This is a genomic window from Sphingobacterium hungaricum (genome assembly GCF_015210005.1).
Classification (GTDB): Bacteria; Bacteroidota; Bacteroidia; order Sphingobacteriales; family Sphingobacteriaceae; genus Sphingobacterium; species Sphingobacterium hungaricum.
The window spans coordinates 438,529-459,760 of the sequence record NZ_MU158698.1 but is presented as its reverse complement, the minus strand read 5'-3'; the positions used below and the strand labels follow the sequence as shown (position 1 = coordinate 459,760).

General features: G+C 38.4%; 14 protein-coding genes and 1 tRNA gene. 10 read left to right on the top strand and 5 right to left on the bottom strand.

Features of this window, described 5'->3' with window-relative positions; genetic code table 11:
* Positions 1-254: 254 nt before the first annotated feature.
* Complete coding sequence (locus C4F49_RS05100; RefSeq protein ID WP_196934799.1) at positions 255-905, top strand: hypothetical protein; 651 nt, start codon at positions 255-257, stop codon at positions 903-905.
* A 488-nt stretch (positions 906-1,393) separates the two neighbouring features.
* Here C4F49_RS05100 and C4F49_RS05095 read toward each other — a convergent pair.
* The 5 genes from C4F49_RS05095 to C4F49_RS05075 all read right to left on the bottom strand — a co-directional run bounded on the left by C4F49_RS05095 (position 1,394) and on the right by C4F49_RS05075 (position 9,352).
* Positions 1,394-1,466 (bottom strand) — tRNA-Ala (locus C4F49_RS05095).
* Positions 1,467-1,538: 72 nt separating this feature from the next.
* Positions 1,539-3,449: a DUF3857 domain-containing protein gene (locus C4F49_RS05090; RefSeq protein ID WP_196934798.1), complete on the bottom strand. Its 1,911-nt coding sequence runs from the start codon at positions 3,447-3,449 to the stop codon at positions 1,539-1,541.
* On the bottom strand, positions 3,442-5,421 hold the full coding sequence (locus C4F49_RS05085) for a DUF3857 domain-containing protein (protein ID WP_196934797.1): 1,980 nt from the start codon (positions 5,419-5,421) through the stop codon (positions 3,442-3,444). The genes C4F49_RS05090 and C4F49_RS05085 overlap by 8 nt, the downstream gene beginning before the upstream one ends.
* Positions 5,422-5,505: 84 nt before the next feature.
* Positions 5,506-7,413 (bottom strand): DUF3857 domain-containing protein, encoded by a 1,908-nt coding sequence (locus tag C4F49_RS05080; RefSeq protein WP_196934796.1) that lies wholly within the window; start codon positions 7,411-7,413, stop codon positions 5,506-5,508.
* 160 nt (positions 7,414-7,573) lie between these two features.
* Positions 7,574-9,352, bottom strand: coding sequence for an ABC transporter ATP-binding protein (locus C4F49_RS05075; protein ID WP_196934795.1), 1,779 nt, complete (start codon positions 9,350-9,352; stop codon positions 7,574-7,576).
* Positions 9,353-9,515: 163 nt separating this feature from the next.
* On the opposite strand from C4F49_RS05075, the gene C4F49_RS05070 reads away from it, so the two are divergent.
* The 9 genes from C4F49_RS05070 (at position 9,516) to C4F49_RS05030 (ending at position 21,232) form a co-directional block, all read left to right on the top strand.
* Positions 9,516-10,589, top strand: a complete 1,074-nt coding sequence (locus tag C4F49_RS05070; protein WP_196934794.1) for a Glu/Leu/Phe/Val family dehydrogenase — start codon at positions 9,516-9,518, stop codon at positions 10,587-10,589.
* Between the two features lie 52 nt (positions 10,590-10,641).
* Positions 10,642-11,589 (top strand): transcription antitermination factor NusB, encoded by a 948-nt coding sequence (gene nusB / locus C4F49_RS05065; RefSeq protein ID WP_196934793.1) that lies wholly within the window; start codon positions 10,642-10,644, stop codon positions 11,587-11,589.
* A gap of 6 nt (positions 11,590-11,595) precedes the next feature.
* Positions 11,596-12,045 carry a DUF1573 domain-containing protein gene (locus C4F49_RS05060; protein ID WP_196934792.1) on the top strand — a complete coding sequence of 150 codons (450 nt, stop codon included), beginning with the start codon at positions 11,596-11,598 and terminating at the stop codon, positions 12,043-12,045.
* Between the two features lie 27 nt (positions 12,046-12,072).
* On the top strand, positions 12,073-12,396 hold the full coding sequence (gene yajC / locus C4F49_RS05055; protein ID WP_196934791.1) for a preprotein translocase subunit YajC: 324 nt from the start codon (positions 12,073-12,075) through the stop codon (positions 12,394-12,396).
* Between the two features lie 967 nt (positions 12,397-13,363).
* Complete coding sequence (locus C4F49_RS05050; RefSeq protein ID WP_196934790.1) at positions 13,364-14,245, top strand: AraC family transcriptional regulator; 882 nt, start codon at positions 13,364-13,366, stop codon at positions 14,243-14,245.
* A gap of 225 nt (positions 14,246-14,470) precedes the next feature.
* Complete coding sequence (locus C4F49_RS05045) at positions 14,471-17,533, top strand: SusC/RagA family TonB-linked outer membrane protein (RefSeq protein ID WP_196934789.1); 3,063 nt, start codon at positions 14,471-14,473, stop codon at positions 17,531-17,533.
* A 16-nt stretch (positions 17,534-17,549) separates the two neighbouring features.
* Entirely contained in the window at positions 17,550-19,082 is a 1,533-nt protein-coding gene (locus C4F49_RS05040; RefSeq protein ID WP_196934788.1) for a RagB/SusD family nutrient uptake outer membrane protein, read from the top strand.
* A gap of 11 nt (positions 19,083-19,093) precedes the next feature.
* Positions 19,094-20,035, top strand: coding sequence for a hypothetical protein (locus C4F49_RS05035; protein WP_196934787.1), 942 nt, complete (start codon positions 19,094-19,096; stop codon positions 20,033-20,035).
* 12 nt (positions 20,036-20,047) lie between these two features.
* Positions 20,048-21,232, top strand: a complete 1,185-nt coding sequence (locus tag C4F49_RS05030; RefSeq protein WP_196934786.1) for a glycoside hydrolase family 26 protein — start codon at positions 20,048-20,050, stop codon at positions 21,230-21,232.

The following is a 21,232-nucleotide window of genomic DNA, read 5'->3' as shown; positions in this document are numbered from 1 at the left end:
TAATACCTGTTATGTAGTGGCAAATAAAAACTTTGGCAACATTGGATGATATCCGACACTTTAATGTATTAATGGAAATTGCATCGATGAATAACTTTGGCTAGGCGATTGAATTGGTTATCATGATATTTGCTGTTTCTTTAGTCTTTCGGTATCAAAAGGAAAAAGTAAAAAGTTGAAATGTGTTTTAACTTTCTATTAAATAAATTAAATTTGTAGGACAATGTTTTTGTTCAAATGTAAATCTTTCAATTATGAATAAGTGCTATAGCATTAAATTTATCGGTATATTGTTTTTGTTTTTGTTTTCTTTTTTTATTTTTTCTTGTTCGAAAAATGATCCACCAGAACCCAAAGTGGAGGAAAAAGACGATGAATTCCTATATGCTTTTGAGCGTTATGAGATTGTTGGCAAAAAAATGTACGCTGGGTCTGAAGATGGTGCTGTGGATCGAACCGAACAATTCGATCCAGAGAAATATTTTAGAACTGCATATTTCGACAAAAGTAAACTAGAGTATTTCAAACAAGACTCTATACGTGCTGTGAAAGACACGCTTATAGAATATCCATTGAATTATGAAGCGAACACTTTTAAATTTAAAACTGGTGATAAAGACTCGCTATTTCGTTGGAACATCTACGCTAAATTTTGTCAGTATTATGGAAAGTTTCCTGAGAACAAACAGGAAATTAGTTATGAACGTTATTTTGTTAGACTAATAAAGGATCGTAAAGAAGGAATGTCTTTTTATTTAGATGAACGAGGCGAAGGTTTTGTAGACGATAAAAGTTTTTTCTATGGCAATATCTATCACTTCCCAACATCAAAGCGTATGACTGAAGCGACAGATACATTGGCTTATTGCAACGTACGGTATATTTATAAGCTAGTCAAGAAATAGATATACTAGCCTTGTGTTTTTTTTCTAACAATTCTTTTTTGAGTTTTTCAATAGTCATTAGGGTAGAAATAGGGAAGTTGGATATCTTTAAATAAAAAAATCCCCAGTCTTTACACTGGGGAAATTAACCTATATTAAAGCAACGGGGAGTTGCCTCCAAACTTATACGAAGTTAAAATAGTTAACCATTGATAAAAAAAATAAACTTCGAATATTCTAATTTCTTGCTCGAATACCTTGCGCAATCGATTGTTTAAAATTTGATTTCTTTTCCAACTGTAACGACACGACAATAAATGTATTTTAATTACTAATAATTTAAGTGATTCTGCATCATGTTAAAAGAAGTACAAATCACAGTTCGAGGTGAAACGACGACTATCAAGTATGTTGTTGTAGGCGTTGAAAAGATAGATTATGCTATTGTGAAATGGGAGGCAGGATACCTTTGTTTAAGGTGTATACTTCTTAAGTTTTTTAAATCAGTGTGGAGAATACCGGAATCGAACCGGTCACCTCTTGCATGCCATGCAAGCGCTCTACCAAATGAGCTAATTCCCCTTTATTGAAACTGTTACTTTAGTGGCTCACAAAAGTAATTATTCTGTAAATAACCAAAGAATTAATTTCAATTTATTCTGCTGTTTTGACGCTCAATTTATACCTTCCTTTGTCAGATGATGAAGCATCTTTCATTAGCTGGTTAAACGTTGCATACGATTCTGGAGGATAAGTTCCCTGGAACAGTTCAAAACGTCTGTAATAATGCAATTGATTGTCCTTAACCAAAGTGTTCATTTCATAATAACCCATCGGAGCTTTAATGATTTTCTGCTCAGGCTTTACGATGGGCAATACATCCTCTGGAAGATCGAAAATCAGTGTGTCAATATCTACAAAACCACGGTTAATGTAGACAGGGTTTATTCGTTCTTTTAAGTCTGGTATCGTTCCGCCGACGGAAAATAAATTTGGCAGAATAATTTTAGAATTCTGGCTTTTCACTACATAACTTTTGATAAACACATCCATGTTCTCTTCGATGGTCGGAATCATGTTTTCGTTCAGCGAATATTTTACCTTTTCGAAAACGATGTTATCGACATCATATTGGTCTTTCAGCCTTTTATTCAACTCCGTTGGACTCAAAAATTGGTTGTAGAAGTGGTTGTCAAATTGAGAACCCATAAACAGCGTATTCACCGTTCCTTTTAATGAGCCATCTTCCAATATTTTAAAGTGAGAAGTTCGCTTTTGCAAATTATCTTCATGCGGATATTTTGGTGTGCGCAAAATTTTCCCTCCTTCTTCGGTACAGGCAAGTACCAATCGATCATCTGTAAAATCACCTAAGAATCCGTATGGTATCTTGTTATTAGTACATTCTAGCCAAGTCGTGTCTTGTTCGAAAGGCAAACATAAAATAATGTGGTTTCCGTCCATTGCATTCGCAAAATTAACGTCCAGATCAATTTTACGGCTTCCCGCCTCGACGATGCAATAATAGGAAGGAATTCCAGCTACATCAAGCAAACTCTGCATGTAATTGACCAAAGCTTTGCAATCCCCATAGCTCAATTGGTCCACGTATTGAGCCGAAAAAGGTTCTAAACCGCCGATTCCAATTTGCACACTGATATAACGCGTTTTATTCTGCATGTATCGATACAAAATCTGTGCTTTTTCTTGGTCGGTTTTCGCATCTTTAATCAAATTCTTAACCTCTTCAACCGCTTTGGCAGGCAATTGCCGTTTATCTTTCAATAGATCATCATACACCCACTTTCCAAAATCATTCCAGTCATTGACAGTAGATTGTTTTGAATAATAAAAGAATGTTTTTGGGATAACTTTGACCAATATGCTCGTTAAATCAGAGTTCGGACTAAATGGTTCAGTCTTGCGCGCTGGCAAATTCTCAGCTTCAAATGTGTATGATTTTAGTTTGTCGCTATTTTCAATTTTCGGCTCTTTACTTAAGTTTTTTGATTCCACGCGCAATTCCATAGCAGGAGGGCTCGTGAAAATAAATTTACTCTTCTCAACCGCCACGTCATCGTAATAATTAGGTCGCCAGTAGGGAATGGATAAACTTTGTTTATGGACGATTTCATAGGTGTATACAATCGTATAAGGGTATTCAATGATGTTTGGGGAATACGTTTTGACGCGATAATCTGCAAACATAGTTCCATCATCTGTAATGCTTCTGTCGGAAAAGTTTTTCAGCGCAAGCTTCTGCAAAACGGTGCCGTGCTCATTTAGGATTTCGCCTTTTAAGGATTTGATCGACGCGCTTTTATTGTAATACAGATCAATATCCGCATACGAATCTCCGCGTTTGTTCAAAATCGTAATCGCTTCGCTCACTGTTTCTACAACTTCCTTTTCCGACTTGATATCCAATTGGGTCACTTGATTCCTAACAACAGCGTTGGCTCTAGGCAACAAGTTTTTAGGGATGTTTTCGCTAGCTAGCTCTTGCTGAGCAAAAGCCGTTGACAAGCAAAAGAAAATAAGTGTGCTGTATAATAATCTATTCATTGTTTTTAGTAAATGAAAATTCCAATTTCTGTTGTTGAATTATTCTAGAGAAAAACTCTTTTAAATGAAAGTATTCGTCGACGTTATAAATGTTTTTATTCAGGTAGATATTCTGCTTGACGGAGAGTACATTCGCCGTAAACGAAGATTGATAGACATACCTTGCCGCTTTTTCGGGAAGCGCCATGGAAACGTCTTTTGGTTTATCCTTTAAAGAATATTCTTTAGGCATTTTGATAATCACAATGTGGCTTTCTTCTTTTTGTGAACCTAAATCTACCGGGTAATTTCGCTCATCTAAATTGAATGGGTTTTTTGTCGTACGATTGACAAACAAAGGATTTAGATTTATTTCTTTTGAATTACCAATCGAATCAGTGAATAAGTTGTAAGTGATTTCCAATTTAACGGATAATAATTTATCTAAGTCATCCACATTAATCAATTCCATTTTATTGATGGTCATGTTGGTCATGCGCTCCTGCAAAAATTCCAGATACTCCTCGTCCGAAGCGTATTTTTTAATCTCGTTCCGTTTATTCAACGCATCTAGGCCAGCATATTCGAAGTTTAGTTGACCAGTAAGGTTTCCGTCGAGATTCAGTTGTCCATTAAATGCATTGATTGTTTTAGATACCGTAGTATTTACCATCGGAAGCCAATCCGAAGATTTTTTTGAATACACGACGCGCCCATTATGATTTATGGCTCTTAAAGGCAATTCCCCGAAAGGCAAATATTTCTCCGAAGCATCCAACAAATACTGTTCTCCATCAATAATGGCCAATGCGATGACATAATTGAAATCTGAAATCACAGGATGCAACGAATTTGGCAAACCATTTTGCCGAGTAGACAATAGAACCGGATATGTTTCAATGCCGGCGGCAAGCAAACCCGTAGCTAGAGTCAGGTTGATGTCGCCAATACTTCCCGATCTGCTTTTTAAACTTTCTTCAACTCCGGCACGGGAATAAAAACCATACATGTTGTTCCATTTCAGTTGGTTTTTTACATAGTTGTAGACCGCTTTAGCTTTAGCTAATTGAGTGTCTTCAGGTTTTATTAGTGTAGGAAGAATGTCTTTAAACTCGTCGGTTTTTTTGAGCTGTCCTCCAAACTCTTTATCCGTTAATAATTCACGGTCAACATCTTTCCATTCTTTGGTATATTTATAATTTCCTCCGCGGCCATCTTGAAAAGAAACCAATTCAAACTGTATGGCTGAAAGGTAATTCTTTGGGGCAAGCATATAATCTTCTTCGACAAATGCGGGAATGTCTTTGAGAACATAGGTCAATTGCGAACAGTCGGTACGCATGCCATTGAATAAAAAGCATTCCTTTAACAATTTTGATTTTTGGTCAGTCAATTTATAAGGGCCGACTAAAGTGACATTATACGTATAGTTTCCTGGAATTTCAGCAATGTATTGACTGTGCAATTTTGGAATATCATCCTGAAATTGCCATTGCCTATAATTAAATAAATCGGGAGAGATCAGTCTATAATGCAACTCGATTACTGAACCTTCTTTAATATCAGGAAAAGTGAATTTGCTCAGCTGCACACGTTCTGAATATTTCTCGTTGAAAATTTGCTTTTTAGTCAATTCCTTTGTGACAAGTTTTCCATTCTCTAGATTGTAGGTCAATCCGTTTAAATCTTGAATGTATTCAAAACTATCGCCGATTTTATACAAAGGAAGCGTGAAATTGGCTTTGCCAAATCCTTCTTGATTAATTATTTTGATACGTACATGGTAATCATGTATCAATCGAACACCTCGATCCGCTTCAATAACTTCGATTCTAGATTTTCCGTATTCTTCCATCACAATCGCATTTGCTTGACTATCCAGACTTTGGTAGTTTACATGGTACGTTCCAGCGTTCAATGGTTTAAAAGGAGATTCTTGAGCTAAAGACAGCACAGGAATTAACAAAATAAAAAAGACAATATACTTCGCCATAACTAATAATTGGAAAATCGAAAATACACTAATTTTTCAGTAAAATCCGATTCAATTTCGTTTAAATGCTATATTATTAATTTGCTAATTTTTGGTGAAAACAAACTCCAATTTCTGATGCTGTATTAATCTTGAATAGAATTCTTTTAAGTCTAAATATTCGTCCTCTAGGTACAAGCTTTTATTCAGCAAGACGGATTGATGTACAGAAAGAATTTGGTCTTTGAATTCGGCTTTAAATACATAACGTGCGGCACGCTCCGGAAGCGCCAAGGAAGAATTCGCTGGTTTTTCTTTTAAGGTGTATCCATCGGGAATTCTGATTTTTATCATTTGGCTGTTTTCCTTTAGCGAACCCAAATCGACGGGATAAGTCCGCTCATCTAGATTAAATGGGTTTTTTGTTGTTTTATTCAAGAAAATTGGATTAAAGCTTAAAGTTTGTGAATCTTCGTCTTGATTATCTAACAAGGTATATGTAAGACCCAATTGAATGTTAAGCACATTGTCGATTTCGCTGAAATTAAAAATGCGAATGCTGTCAATTTTCGCACTCGTCATCGAGTTTTCCAGTTCTTCTTTAAACAAATCATCATTGCCCGCCGAACTGATTTCTTTTCGTTTATTTAGCGCATCTATTCCTGCATAATTGAAGGTCAATATCCCTTTTAATTCGCCATTAGTGAGTAATTCACCATCGAATTGATATGTTGACGAAGAAATCCTGGGATTTACCATCGGCAACCATTCAGAAGATTTTTTCGAATAAATAACGCGGCCATTATGATTGATGGTTCTTAATGGCAGTTCGCCAAAAGGATTATACTGCTCGGTTGCATCCAAGAAATACTTTGTGCTGTCGATAATTGCCAAAGCAATCACGTAATTAAAATCCGATATAACCGGATGAAACATGTTCGGAAGACCATTTTCTCGGGTAGATAGCACGACGGGATATGCTTCAATATCGGCTGCATTCAAGGCGGTAACCAAGGCTAGATTGATGTCTGCAGCATTTCCTGTCCTAATCTTAAGGCTTTCCTCAATGCCTTTTTGAGAAAAGCATCCGTAGTAATTGTTCCATTTGATCTGATTTTGTATATAACTGTAAATCGCTTTTGACTTATCGTAATTATTGCTTTTGTTTTCAATTATAGGAGGCAATATCTTTTTGAATGAATTTGTTTTTTTTAATTGTCCTCCAAATGAAGCATCAGCCATCATCAATTCATCGACATCTTTCCAAGTTTTAGTGAAATTTTTGATAACCATTCCATTCTCATCTTGAAAATGCTTTAACTCAAAAGTGACTGCCGCCAAGTAATTAATCGGAGACAGCATGTAATCTTCCTGTACGAACGCCGGAATGTCTTTCATGATGTAGGTTGTCGAAAAACAATCTCTCATTTCGTTGTTATAATTGAAGCAGCCTGTTTTCAAAACTGTTTCCTTTTTGAACATCGGAACTCTTCCTTTGACTGTTATGTTGTACACGAAGTTTTTTGGAATTTCGCTGACAAATGCGCTGTATAGCTTTGGGATATCATCTTGGAACATCCAGCTTCTGAACTGAAACAGGCTTTCTGAAGTGATTTGATATTTAAGTTCAATAATTGAACCTTCTTGAATATTCGGAAGCGTTAATTTGCAGAATTGCAGATTGTCCGAATATTTTTCCGTGAAGATATTATCCTTCTCCAGTTCCGTCGTTACCACTTTTCCGTCGACTAAATTGTAAGTTTTTCCCTTGATGGATGAGATAATTTCAAATTTATCACCAACTCTGTACAACGGAATTTTGAAATTAGCCTTATCAAAACCTTCTTGATTAATTATTTTGATCCGTACAGAATAATAATGGATGAGTTTTAACTCGGAAGCTCCGGCTGCGTCAAATTCTGTATTTCCGTACTCCTCGATAACAAACGCATTTGCGGAACTGTCTAGTTCAGTGCAAGTTGTTTCGAATTGTGCCGGCTTAAAAGGCTTCATGCTCAGCTGTTGAGCCTGGCAATAGAATACGGCAAATAGCCATACGAGGGTGGAAAAGAGTTTCATAATCAGTTAAAAACCAAAAATAATAAATATTTTCTATTAATTAAATAGGATTAAATTATGAAATGATTATTTCTGATAACTGATTGAGCGCGCTTTATTCTACACCTTCCAAAAGCTGCTGTTCGTAAAGCTCAGCATATTCTTTTCCAAGTTGCAACAGTTCCTCATGCGTGCCTTCCTCAATGATTTTTCCTTGATCCATCACGAGGATGTGATCGGCATTCTTGATCGTCGAGATGCGGTGGGCAATAAATATAGACGTCTTATTGTCCATAATCCGGCTCAAGTTGTTCAGTATTTCTTCTTCCGTCTTGGTATCTACTGCAGAAAGACAATCATCGAATATAAGAATTTCAGGATCCTTGATCAGTGCACGAGCAATCGACACCCGCTGTTTCTGTCCTCCGGAAAGTGTTATGCCGCGTTCGCCGATATGTGTTTGGAATCCTTCGTCAAAAGCAATGATGTTATCGTATACAGCCACATCTTTTGCCGCTTGTTCGACCAAATCTTGGTCGGCAACATCCAAACCAAAAGCAATGTTATTGGCAATCGTATCCGAAAACAAAAATACTTGCTGCGGGACAAAACCCACTTGATGGCGAAGGGAATCAAAGCTAAACGATTGAATAGCTTGCTGATCGTAACTGATGGAGCCTTGATCTGCATCATACATTCTCAAAAGCAAATTCGCCAAAGTCGATTTACCTGAACCTGTGCGGCCGATGATTGCTAATGTTTCTCCTTTTTTAATCTCAAAGGAAACATTGTCAATTGCCTTGATGCCTGTTTCCGGATAGGTGAACGATATGTTGCTGACTTTAATATTTCCTTCGAGCGGTACATCTAGCTTTCCTTCGACAATGCTAGGTTCCGTCTTCAGAAATTCATTGATTCTTTTCTGCGATGCGGCTGCTCGCTGGATTAGCGAAGTCACCCAAGCTAATGCCATCGCAGGGAAGGTCAGCTGATTGACATAGATAATAAATTCGGCAATATTTCCTGCCGTGATGGTGCCTTTGTTGACTTCCAATCCACCTACATAAACCGTAATAATCGTACTGAAACCGACCAAAAAGATGATCAGCGGAAAGAATATCGCTTGAATTTTGACAAGGTCCAAGTTAATCAAGCGGTAGGCATTGCTTTCGTCAGCGAATACACCCATTTTAAACCGTTCGCGGTTATAGGTTTTGATCACTCGAATTCCAGAAAATGTTTCCTGGACGAAAGTGGATAATTTCGACAGCTGGCGCTGAATGCGTTCGCTTCGTTGATTAATAATTTTATTGACAAAAAGAATGATAACCGATAGAATCGGAATAGGCAATAATGAATAGGTTGCCAACGTGGGATTCACATCATACATCGCATAAATAATCATTACCGACAGTACCAACGTATTGATGGAATACATAATGGCAGGACCCAAATAATTCCGTACTTGATTGACATCTTCGGTGACGCGATTCATTAAATCACCCGTGTTGTTTTTACGAAAGAAAGCAAAATCCAACTCTTGGTAATGATTGTAGATTTCATTCTTTAAATCATACTCAATATGTCTTGACGTCAAAATAATTGTCTGGCGCATCATAAAAAGAAACAAACCGCGTATTAGCGCTAAAATCAAGACTAATGAGCCAAAGAACAATAAGCTGCTTCCGAAGACCTGATAAATCAGTTCTTGACGTTCGAAACCGTCAAACATGCGATATAAGTCAATATTTTCTTTGACCAAGTCGAATGCTTCGCGAATGACTTTCGCTGGCAAGATTCCGAAATAGTTTGAAATCACAACAAACAGTACACCGGGAATCAATCGCCAGCGATATTTGTAGAAATATTTATTTAGATAAGCTAAATCTTTCATAAAGAATTACAAAAGTAAGCTATATTATTTAAATAAATTTCTGCTAAAGGCGTATAATATTAACGCTTTTGTAAAATTTAAGAAATCGCTGAAATAACTGGTTGAGAATAAATAATTTTCTAATTTTGTAGCAAATTCAAGAGCATATCAAAATCAATTTGAAATGGATATAGATCAGCGCAATATTTTTGGTTGGATGGGAGAGTCAAACCACGAGAACCTTTTTTTCTGTCAAGACAAAGAGGTCGGTTTACAGGCCATCGTTGCCATTCATGATACGACTTTAGGCCCGGCGATTGGCGGTGTCCGCATGTTGCCATACACTTCGATGCAAGAGGCTGTGGAAGATGCATTGCGTTTGTCCAAAGCAATTACCTACAAATCGGCTTTGGCTGGATTAAATTTAGGTGGCGGAAGTGCCATCATTATCGGAAATAACCGCACGGATAAAACAGAGGTGCTTATGCGCCGTTTTGGTCAGTTCGTCGAAGGGTTAAATGGAAATTTCATCGCATCCATCGATGTGGGTACAACCCAAAAAGATCTGGAATACATGTATGCCGAAACTAATCATGTCGCAGGATTGCCTACGGCCATGAATGGGGGCGGAGATACAACTTTATCGGCAGCTAAAGGTGTTTTTTATGGAATAAAAGCCGCTATTAAAGAAGTTTACGGAGATGATACATTGGCAGGGCGCAAGGTGGCTGTTCAAGGCGTGGGCAGCGTGGGCGAACAGTTGGTCGCAATGCTTCGTTCTGAAAATGCGCGTGTGTATGTTTCGGATATGACCGAAGAGCGCAAAATGAAAATTGCAGCAAAATACAAAGCAGAGCCGATTACCTATTCGACAAGTTACGAATTGGACGTGGATGTGTATGCGCCATGCGCGTTAGGCGGAACTGTTAATCCAGAAACTGTGCCTAAAATGCGTTGCAAAATCATTGCCGGTTCGGCAAACAATCAATTAAAAGATGAAGCGGAAACAAACTTGCTGCTAAAAAAACACGATATTTTATACACACCGGATTTCTTGATTAATTCTGGTGCATTGATCAGTTGTTTCTCAGAAATAGAAGGTTATGGAGCCGATCGTACCGAACATTTGGTGCGTCATATCTATAACGCAACCCGTCATGTAATCCAAAAATCAAGGGAAGAAAATATTACTACCCACGAAGCTGCAAATCAATTGGCAGAAAAGCGTATCTTTGACGTCAGAAAAATCAGGAGATAATACTTGGCTTGTTCATTTAACATAAAAAACAAAATCGTTCTTATATCTATATATGCTTAACAGAAGACACCTTAGGGTTAAGGTCATGCAAACGCTTTACGCGTACAACTTATCGGAAGATAAACAAGCAAAAAACTATGAAAAAGCGCTGCTAAAAAACGTTGAAGAAGTCAATGAGATGTACATCTGGACATTGAACCTTCTGGACGAAGTAGCTGAATTTGTGCTTATCGATGCAGAAGGCAGAGCCAATAAATGGTTGCCGACGGATAAGGATAAATCATTAACCACCAAATTAAATACCAATGCATTTATTGAGTCGCTAAGACAAAATAGAGAGTATGTGGATTTAGTGAAAAAATACAAAGTAGATTGGGGTTTCGACCCAGAAATTGTTCGGCTTGTATTCGCACAGCTGAAAAATACAGAACAATATGCGGCGTACATTATGGATGAAGATCGTTCGATCGGCGCCGAAAAAGACATTATCAAGTTTATTTTCAAGAAGATTATTTTAAAAACTCCGGAAATCGAACAAGCTTTTGAACAGCGTTTTATTAACTGGCCGGTAGATAAAGAGGTGTTGCAAGCAATGATTGCCAAGACCTTTAAAAATTTCTCGAGCGAAAATCCTGCACAGAATAAGTTAGCAGATTTGACCCCTAATTGGGACGAAGACCGCTTATTTATCGAAGATCTATTGCATTATACCATTCGCAATAACAGCGAATACCATGATTTGATCGCGGTCAAAACTAAAAACTGGGAAGCTGATCGTATCGCTTTATTGGATACCATTCTAATGAAAATGGCAATTGCCGAATTAATTAACTTTCCGACCATTCCTGTAAAGGTTACCATCAACGAATACATAGAATTGTCAAAAGAGTTCAGCTCGCTGAAAAGTAATTCGTTTATAAATGGTATTTTAGATAAAATTTTCGCAGATTTGAATGATCAAGGCCGCATTCAAAAAGAAGGTCGCGGACTTAAAAGTTAAATACGTATGAATATCACGAATATAGCACTGATTGGCTTATTGAGTTTTTCAGTAATGTCTTGTAATCAAGCTTCTAAAAATAGTACTGAAACAACGGACAGCAGTTCAACAGAAACTGTTGCAGCTAATCAAAATGCTGGGATAGGTACCATTGAATTCCCGGAAAGGGAGTACGACTTTGGTACAATCAAAGAGGGCGAGATTGTAGAGCATGTCTTTACATTTAACAATACGGGGACAGCACCTGTTATCCTAGCGCAAGTATCTGCTACATGTGGATGTACTACGCCTGAATACACTAGTGTACCCGTTAAACCAGGAGCGTCGGGTGAGATTAAAGTTCATTTTGACAGCAATGGTCAAGCAGGTCAACAGCAAAAAATCGTAACTATCCGCTCGAATGCGGAGAATAGCGTAGAAACTGTACAAATTAAAGGGACAGTAACAGCAAAGTAATACATTTAAAATTAAAATAATATTAAAATGATTTCATCTATTTTATTACAAGCTTCATCAGGAGCTGGGGGTTTAATGAGTTTCTTACCAATGATCTTGATCGTTGTGGTTTTCTTTTTCTTTATCATCAGACCACAAATGAAAAAACAAAAAGATCACAAAAAATATATCGAAGAATTAGGAGTAAATTCTAAAATAGTAACTACTGCAGGTATTCACGGGCGCATCGTTGAAGTAAGCGATACTACATTTTTAGTAGATGTTGGTTCAGGTGTAAAAATCCGTTTTGATAAATCAGCAGTTGCTTTAGACGCTTCTCGTGTTGCTAACGGCGAAGTTGCGAAAAAATAAGAAATAGCATTTTTATGCTTTAGTAAATAAGCCATTCAATTTGAATGGCTTATTTTTTTTTCTGTTTTTCGGGATTATAAATCCCGATCTATCCTAAGTTCGACATCTCCCTTCGGAAGATATCGAACAGCTTTCAAAATAAAAAGTAAAAATTCAAAACCTGCTTAATCGCCAATCCTTTCGCTAGCGCACGCGTTTCGCGTGTGCTTTTATAAAATACAAAAATGCTCCGTAGGAGCTACCGCTTTGTAGCAAGATTTATTGATAAATACATGCGTGCCGTAGGTACGCGCCTTTTGGTAAAGGGTTGTACCTACGGCACAAAATATTTCGCTGTTTTTTTTCTACAAAGCGGTTGTGCCTACGGCATATTGAGCGGAAAATCTATTGGCTTTGAAATTGCTCCGTAGGAGCAAAATGGTTGTAGGAAAAAAATACGTAATAATGATAGCGTGCCGTAGGTACGCAACAATTTATTTTAAAGCTATATAAATCTTTTCGATCGGATTGCGTACCTACGGCACGCATTTAATTCTCCTAATTATTTCTACAAACATTCAGCCTCTAACGAGGCTTTAAAATAAAGTATAATCCGACCTCTATCCATTATTCAATATACTTTACTGTTTTAGGAGCGTATTGACAAAGAATCAATTAGCACTTTACCGTCAATATCTTCCAAGAGTTTTGTGAGCAAAATTTAGTTCCTCAGAATGACAGAATTAATGTTAGCAAAATTGAATCGATATTGCTCCATAGGAGCTACCCCTTTGTAGCAAGATTATTCGACAAATATATGCGTGCCGTAGGTACGCACCCCATTTTATTCTACGAATTTAGTTATGATAGTATTTTATCCAATTATGAATAGAATTACTTAGGTTTATTTTAAATGATTAATTATTTGTGTGTATAGCTAGATTTTAAAATTTTTATTGTTATTTTCGATAATAGGATTCTAACCGATATGAGCCAAAACCACGCAATCAAGGAAGTTACTCCCTTAAGAGAAACTGAATGTTTCACTGTCTTCCACAGGGAGAAAGAGAAGTTTGATTTTCCCTATCATTATCATGAGGAGTATGAGTTAAATATGATACTGCATGCAAAGGGAGCACAGCGTATTGTGGGAAATCATGTCGAAGAGATCGATGAACTCGAATTGGTTTTAGCAGGGCCAAACCTTCCTCATGGCTGGTTCAACCATAATTGCGAATCAAAGAAAATTATTGAAGTCACTATACAATGGCATCAAGATCTTTTCAGTGAGCGTTTCTTAGATAAAAACCAATTGAATTTTATCAAGAGAATGTTGTCCCTAAGTCGCTATGGACTTCATTTTTCGTCGGATACGGTGAAACAAATTGCTCCGGAAATTCTAAATCTGCACAAGACTACAGGTTTCGACTCTGTCATTAAACTGATGTTGATCCTGCGGGATTTGTCCATAGCCAAAGACACAAAAACGTTGGTCGATGGCGATATGCTATTAGACAAAAGCTTGACCCATCGTAGCCGACGTTTGGATAGCGCATTCGAATACATGAACCGTCATTTTAGTGAGCATGTCACATTGAAAGATTTAGCGGATCAAGTGAATATGTCCGAAGTTTCCTTTTCTAGGTTTATTAAGAAAAGAACGGGCAAAACCTTTATCGATAATTTGAATGAAATTCGTCTCGGCCATGCCACTCGCATGCTGATCGAAACAAGCAATACCGTTGCTGAAATATGCTACCAATGCGGATTCAATAACATCTCCAATTTTAACCGCATGTTTAGGCGCAAGAAAAATTGCACACCTTCTGAGTACCGCTTAAACTTTAGCGGCAGCAGGATCTTTGTGTAATAAGTTAAAATAATATATGCCTTTTTGGTCATCTGTTTGCACAAGCAGACCATTTAACTAGTTATTGTACAATAATTAGCTAAAATAGTATTGCACCCGTTGCCCCTTCGTAAGATATCTTTGTCTAAAGCTTAATATAAATCAATTATGAAAAATCCCTTGCTAATTTGTCGGGGTGAAAAATTACCAATTAAGCTAAATAAATAAATCTAAATGTTTAATATAATGAGAAGAAGTTTATTAAAAACCTGCGCTATTTTTCTTAGCGTACTTTTCACTGTCCAACTCGCGACGGCGCAAAGCCGTGTCATCAAGGGAGTGGTTAAGGATAGTGAGGGTAAACCTTTATCTGGCGTCACGGTGAAATCCAATGGACAAAGCACCTCGACAAACCAAGAGGGAATTTATGAGTTAATGGTATCCGATGCGGATAACGTGCTTTCGTTTAGCTCTGTCGGATTAGAAACATTGCAAATTTCAATCAACAAGAGAAGCACAATCGACGCGGTGTTACTGAGTTCATCTGTCGACCTAGAAGATGTCGTTGTCGTTGGATATGGCGGTGTCAAAAAGAGTGATCTGACTGGATCTGTCGCAACCTTAAAAGGAAGCGAGTTGAATAAAACTCCAGCCTCTTCTGTCGATCAGTTGCTTCAAGGGAAGATTCCTGGTGTGCAAGTTGCAATCTCTAGCGGACAGCCAGGAGCCGGTGCGACAATCCGTATTCGCGGTAACAGTTCATTGAGCGGTTCGAATGCACCATTGGTGGTTGTCGATGGTTTCCCATGGGGAGATGCGGGTGACCTAAAGCAAATTAACCCAGAAGACATTGAGTCTATTGAAGTGTTGAAAGATGCATCTTCAGCGGCTATTTATGGTTCCCGCGGAGCGAATGGCGTAATCATGGTGACAACGAAAAAAGCGCGCGCAGGGACTCCTCGCATCACGTTAAATACAATGAATACAGGGTCTACGCTTTCTGTTAAACCAGACTTATGGCGAGATGGAATCGAAGAAGCTGTGTATGCAAATGAAGCGGCCTTAAATGGTGGAACTCCGCTTAGCCAATTGCCTTATTTAGGAGAGATTCGCAGCGGCGTTTATTTTCCTTCCATCGCCGAATTGCGTGGATTGGATCCGAATAAACCAAAATGGGCTACCAATACAGACTGGGTGGATTTAGTGTATAGAAATCCTTTTTCGCAAAATTATACCTTAGGAATAGATGGTGGATCTGATAACACGAAGTACTCGATGTCAGGAAATTACTATAAAGAAGAAGGTCTAGCGATAAAGAATGCGTATGATAAATACACAGGAAGGCTTAATCTAGATCAGAAAATAAATAACGCGATATCCGCTGGAACAAATATTATTTTAACCTATACAAACAATACAGGTCAAAACTTGAGTGCAGGCCGCACACGGATATTTCCTGTGTACGACGAGAATGGAAATTACTTCCGCACTTCAGCGATGGACTTCGGAAATCCAATGGCGATTGCCAATGAAGTTTTGAATAAATCAAAATCCATCGATGTGTTGGGGACATTTTTCGTGAATGTCAAAATTACGGATTGGCTACAGTTTAGAAGCCAGTTGAGTACAAAATACGGTAATTCTATCGGCGATGTGTATGAGCCAGCAACGGTCACCTTCCGAGGATACGAAAACACAGGTTTCGGGGCGATCAACAATTACAACAACAACGAGCTAGTTAATGAAAACTACTTAACGATCGACAAAACATTCAAAGATATTCATCGATTAAATTTCGTTGGAGGATTCTCCTTGCAGAATTCCAAAACAAGGACGAGCAATCTTCAAGGGATGAATTTTGTAAATGATAATTTGCAAAATGAAAACCTAAATAGTGCCAAAACAAAGGTGCTAAATAATGGACTTTATGCTTCGACATTGCACTCTTGGTTTGGACGAGCGAATTACGCTTTGTTGGACAAGTATCTTGTGACAGTTACCGGACGTGCCGATGGTTCAACAAAATTCGGCGAAAATAACAAATGGGCGTTCTTTCCTTCAGCTGCCGTTGCTTGGAAGATTAACGAGGAATCCTTTGTTAAAGACTTAGGCATCTTTTCTGAACTAAAATTGCGGACGAGTTACGGTCTGACGGGTAATCAAGGTATTTCTCCTTACCAAACATTGGATAGGTTCGGTTCCGATCGCTATTATGTAGGTTCTCAAAATGGGTTCATGACTGGATTTGGTCCTGGATTAGCAGGCGCAAATAACGAACAAGGCTTGACAATCGTAGGCGGTTTAGGGAATAAAAGCTTGAAATGGGAAACTACGACATCTTATGATATTGGTTTAGATATCGGAATTATGGATCAGCGTTTTACCCTAACTTTGGATTTCTACAACAAACGTACGAAAGATCTACTGCGCACGCGCACCATCTCGCCATCATCTGGATTTGATCAGCAATGGGTAAATGATGGAGAAATTAACAACCAAGGTTTTGAATTTGGTGTCAATGCAGACATTATTCGTAAGGAAGATTTTAACTGGTCCTTAGGCGGTAATTTCGCGCTGAATAGAAACCGTGTTGTAGCTATGGGCGAGAGCGATCGTGTAGTGACGGGTTCACTGATTGAAATGGTTCGTCAGAACGTCAATCACTTTATCGTAGGTCAACCAATGTATACCTTTTATGGATATCGCTCAAATGGAATTATCCAATCTCTAGAACAAGGAATCGAAGCTGGACTTACGGGAGGTGAAGCGCTTCCAGGAGAGATTAGGTACGTGGATATTTCCGGAGCAGATGGCACAGCGGATGGAACAATCGATCCTACCTACGACCGTGCGGTTATCGGAGATCCAACACCGAATTTCATTTACAGTTTCAATACCTCATTGAACTATAAGCAGTTTGATTTAAGTGCGCAGTTTTATGGTGTGTATGGCAATGATATTTTTGACCTTCAAAAAATGACACCGAGCAGGCAGGTACAGCGCTGGACTCCAGACAATCCGAGCGATCTATACCCAAGAGCAAATAATACTAGAGGGTATAAAGCGTCTGATTTCTTCGTGGAAGACGGATCATTCTTACGTCTTCAAAACGTAACAGTTGGATATAATTTCAAACCAGGCATCATTAAAGGGATTAGCAACATTCGTGTTTATGCGTCAGGAAATAATTTGTTGACCATCACAAAATTCAACAAGGGCTTTGATCCAGAAGTTGGATTAGACGGAATCAATTGGGGGAACTACCCTCGTCCTAGAGCGTACTCATTGGGTTTAACAGTTGGATTTTAATCTAAATTATCAAGATATGAAGATTAGTAAAATAATTGCAGGCATTTGCCTGACAGGAATAACAAGCAGTATTTTTCTGTCCTGCTCTAAATTGACAGAAGAACCTTATGGTATCGTAAATTCAAATTCGTTTTATAAAACAGCTGAAGATGCTTTATCGGGATTAGTATATGCATATGCTATTTTGCCCGAAGTAGGTTATTATTCAAGAGGCTATTACATCATTACAGAATTGCCTACCGAAAATTTAACCGCTAAATCGGATGCAGGCCAGGCGAATTTCGAACTTGAGCAATTGCGCACAACATCGACCAATTCGGATTTGGACAACTTATGGACGTATATGTACCGAGGCGTTGCCCGAGCGAATGCCGTCATTGCAAATGTGCCAAATGTTCCGAACATGGTCGATGCTGCAAAAAATCAAATTATTGGTGAAGCTTATTTTTTAAGAGCACTTCATAATTTCAATTTGGTGCGTTTATTTGGTGAAGTTCCCTTGCGTTTGGAACCTTTAGTGGAAGCAGAACAAATCCCTGTAGCCAAATCGTCGATTGAAGCCATATATGATATCATCATTGCTGATTTGAAACAAGGAGAAGAATTGATGCCGATCACGAAGAATTTTGAAGGACGTGCAAACCGCGTAGCCGCGCAAGCTTTATTAGCTAAAGTATACTTGCAGTTGGCATCATCCAAAGAATCAGGATCTGTGGGATATGATTTTGTTGCGAATAGCGATGAAATGTACGCGCAGGCTTTAGCTTATGCAGACAAAGTGGTTAATCAGCAATCTGTATTTGATTTCACGAATGTGCTTCCTGATATCTGGAATACCGAGATTTATAAGAATGCAGCAATTTCTGAACATATTTTTGATGCTGCTGTGGATCGTGAAGGAGAGCGTGAAGGAAACTACTCTAAACTTCCGAATATGTTCTTGCCCGATCCGGGATTCGCAATGACTATTCCGTATAACGCGAGCGACCCGAATAGTGAATTAATCAATATCGGAAGAGGCTGGAACCATTTTCAGATGGAAGCTTTCCATTACAACAGTTATAACGGAAGTGATAAGAGAAAATTAGATCTGATCGTTTCGGAAGTCATCAATCCGGATGGCAATGTGATTCAATTAGGGATCAATGACTTTTCGCGTCCTTTTACGAGGAAATTTATCGATCCATTGAGAGATGCGGATAAAATGAGCACCAATTCACCGATCATTCGGTATTCCGATATTTTATTAATTTACGCGGAAGCGGCGGGGCCAACGACAGAAGCTTATTTGGCAGTGAACAAAATCCGAACGCGTGCTGGGTTAGCCCCTTTGCAAACTGGATTATCGACAGCAGATTTTCGGAATGCGGTGGTTGAAGAAAGAGCACTTGAATTGGCATTTGAAGGAAATCGATTATTCGATTTGAGACGCACGAATTCCATGGAAAGAATATTGGTGCAAAAGTATGGAAAGAGCATTACTAGTGGTGCTTATTTCTTCCCAATTCCTCAACGTGAAATTGATTCAAATCCATTAATGCAACCTTAAACTTTAAAATTATGAAATCGAAAATAATACATGCGACGTTCGTCCAATTTTCAATTGTTCTGCTAATCCTGCTGAATGGTTGTCGAAAAGATCCGTATGATGGTGTCGTGAGCAATGAAAAGTCCATTGAGAATTTCACCATGGGTGATGGATTTACACAAATCGGAGCCGCAGTAGTTGATAGGGCTCAAGGAAAAGTGAAAGTAAAAGTTTTGGTCGAAGAAAATACTGATTTCTCAAAAGTGAAACCGATCATTCAACAATCTTATCGTGCGACTGTTGCCCCAAATTCAGGGGAAGAAGTTAATTTCTTAGCGAATGACTATAAATTTAACTATACCGTAGTTGCTGAATCTGGCGAGTCGCGTCAATGGGAAATCGAAGTAGAACCATTCGAAGAAACGATTACTGGAGAATATGCGATCACTGATTTAGTCGTTTATGGCGGAACAGGGCCCGAATATGGCGGAGCTGCAGTTTTATCATTAACGAGCAAGCCTTGGATCTGGTCGGCAACTATGGGTCCGCAAGTGGAACTCGATAACAAACTGACATTTACATTAACGGGCGTAACGCCAGATGGCAAAACGACAGGAGCAATTATCAATGATGCCGGAGCGGACGGATTGTATGCTGATTTTACCTACATTTTGGATCCTCGCACAGACGTGAACCGATTCTATAGAAAATTACCAAAAGGGGAAGGAACTTGGGAACGAGATTATACAACGGGTGTGCTAACCTTGATATTCGCAGATGGCACGCGCGTAAACTGTGAGTTTTTAGGAGCAACAACAGAAAATTTAGGAAACAATGCGACAAAGACCATACAAAATAATGCATTTGCATTTTCATTGAATGGAACCGACGATTGGAGTACAATTTATTCAGATTTCGACAAATTCGTTAAAAAGCCAAGACGTTATTGGATCGAGGTCAAAAAACAGAACTAAAAAAGGAAAATTATGAAAATGTATCATGCATTGCTTTTTGCCGCTTTGGTCGCATGCTTTAGTTGTGAGAAATCAACTAGCACCGAAGAAGAGGTTACAAAACCAGAAACCGAAGTTGCCTTGCAATTATTTGATAAAAGTGCAACCCTTGAAACCAAAGCACTTTATTCTCAGCTTTGGCGTATTCAAAGCAAAGGATTTATGTTTGGACATCATGATGGATTGATTTACGGACGAGAATGGACAAATGAACCAGGACGATCGGATGTCAAAGAAATTGTAGATGATTACCCCGCGGTTTTCAGCGTAGATTTTGCAGAGCTGATGGACGACAGAAAAAATACATCTACGCTAAATGCAGCAAGAAAGCGAACAATTTTAGAAGCTAGAAAACGAGGAGAAGTAATTACTGCAGTCTGCCATTTGAATAATCCGCTGACTGGAGGCGACTCTTGGGATAATTCGTCCAATGATGTAGCTAAACAGATTCTGTTAGAAGGCAGTGCCACAAATTTAAAATTCAAAAGCTGGCTTGATAACTTAGCAGAATTTGCGCTGTCGTTAAAAGATGATAATGGCAAAGCAATTCCCATTATTTTCAGACCTTTCCATGAACATACACAGCAATGGTCTTGGTGGGGAAGTAAATGTACAACAGCGGAGGAATTTATTCAGTTATGGAAGTTTACCCAATCTTATTTGAAAGATACTAAATCGGTTCACAATTTTATCTATGCGATTTCGCCCCAAAGAGATAATAATGGTACAAAGCAAGATTTATTGTTTCGTTGGCCAGGGGATGATGCGGTCGATTTTATCGGGATGGATTGTTATCACGGTGCAAATACCCAAGCATTCCAATCAAATCTTAGAGCATTGCAGGAACTTTCTCAGGAGAAATTGAAACCTTGCGGTGTGACCGAAATCGGTATCGAAGGAATTCAAAACGGCGGTGCACCTTACACGACTTATTGGACAAATGAAATTTTGATTCCTATGATCGGAAAGAAAGTCAGTATGGTTGTTTTGTGGAGAAATGCGTACGATCCGTTAAAACAGGGCATGCATTTTTATGGGCCGTGGAAAAACCATAGCTCTACAGATGATTTTAAAGTTTTGTTCAGAAGCACAGTAAGTCTTTTTTCTAAAGATTTGCCAAATATGTATGTGATGGCGGACAAAGTCACGGTAAATTAA

Coding starts and splice junctions, on each gene's coding strand:
- C4F49_RS05085 (WP_196934797.1), bottom strand. CDS start 5,421: ATGGCGAAGTATATTGTCTTTTTTATTTTGTTAATTCCTGTGCTGTCT.
- yajC (WP_196934791.1), top strand. CDS start 12,073: ATGATTTCATCTATTTTATTACAAGCTTCATCAGGAGCTGGGGGTTTA.
- C4F49_RS05060 (WP_196934792.1), top strand. CDS start 11,596: ATGAATATCACGAATATAGCACTGATTGGCTTATTGAGTTTTTCAGTA.
- C4F49_RS05050 (WP_196934790.1), top strand. CDS start 13,364: ATGAGCCAAAACCACGCAATCAAGGAAGTTACTCCCTTAAGAGAAACT.
- nusB (WP_196934793.1), top strand. CDS start 10,642: ATGCTTAACAGAAGACACCTTAGGGTTAAGGTCATGCAAACGCTTTAC.
- C4F49_RS05100 (WP_196934799.1), top strand. CDS start 255: ATGAATAAGTGCTATAGCATTAAATTTATCGGTATATTGTTTTTGTTT.
- C4F49_RS05035 (WP_196934787.1), top strand. CDS start 19,094: ATGAAATCGAAAATAATACATGCGACGTTCGTCCAATTTTCAATTGTT.
- C4F49_RS05040 (WP_196934788.1), top strand. CDS start 17,550: ATGAAGATTAGTAAAATAATTGCAGGCATTTGCCTGACAGGAATAACA.
- C4F49_RS05045 (WP_196934789.1), top strand. CDS start 14,471: ATGAGAAGAAGTTTATTAAAAACCTGCGCTATTTTTCTTAGCGTACTT.
- C4F49_RS05080 (WP_196934796.1), bottom strand. CDS start 7,413: ATGAAGCCTTTTAAGCCGGCACAATTCGAAACAACTTGCACTGAACTA.
- C4F49_RS05070 (WP_196934794.1), top strand. CDS start 9,516: ATGGATATAGATCAGCGCAATATTTTTGGTTGGATGGGAGAGTCAAAC.
- C4F49_RS05030 (WP_196934786.1), top strand. CDS start 20,048: ATGAAAATGTATCATGCATTGCTTTTTGCCGCTTTGGTCGCATGCTTT.
- C4F49_RS05090 (WP_196934798.1), bottom strand. CDS start 3,449: ATGAATAGATTATTATACAGCACACTTATTTTCTTTTGCTTGTCAACG.
- C4F49_RS05075 (WP_196934795.1), bottom strand. CDS start 9,352: ATGAAAGATTTAGCTTATCTAAATAAATATTTCTACAAATATCGCTGG.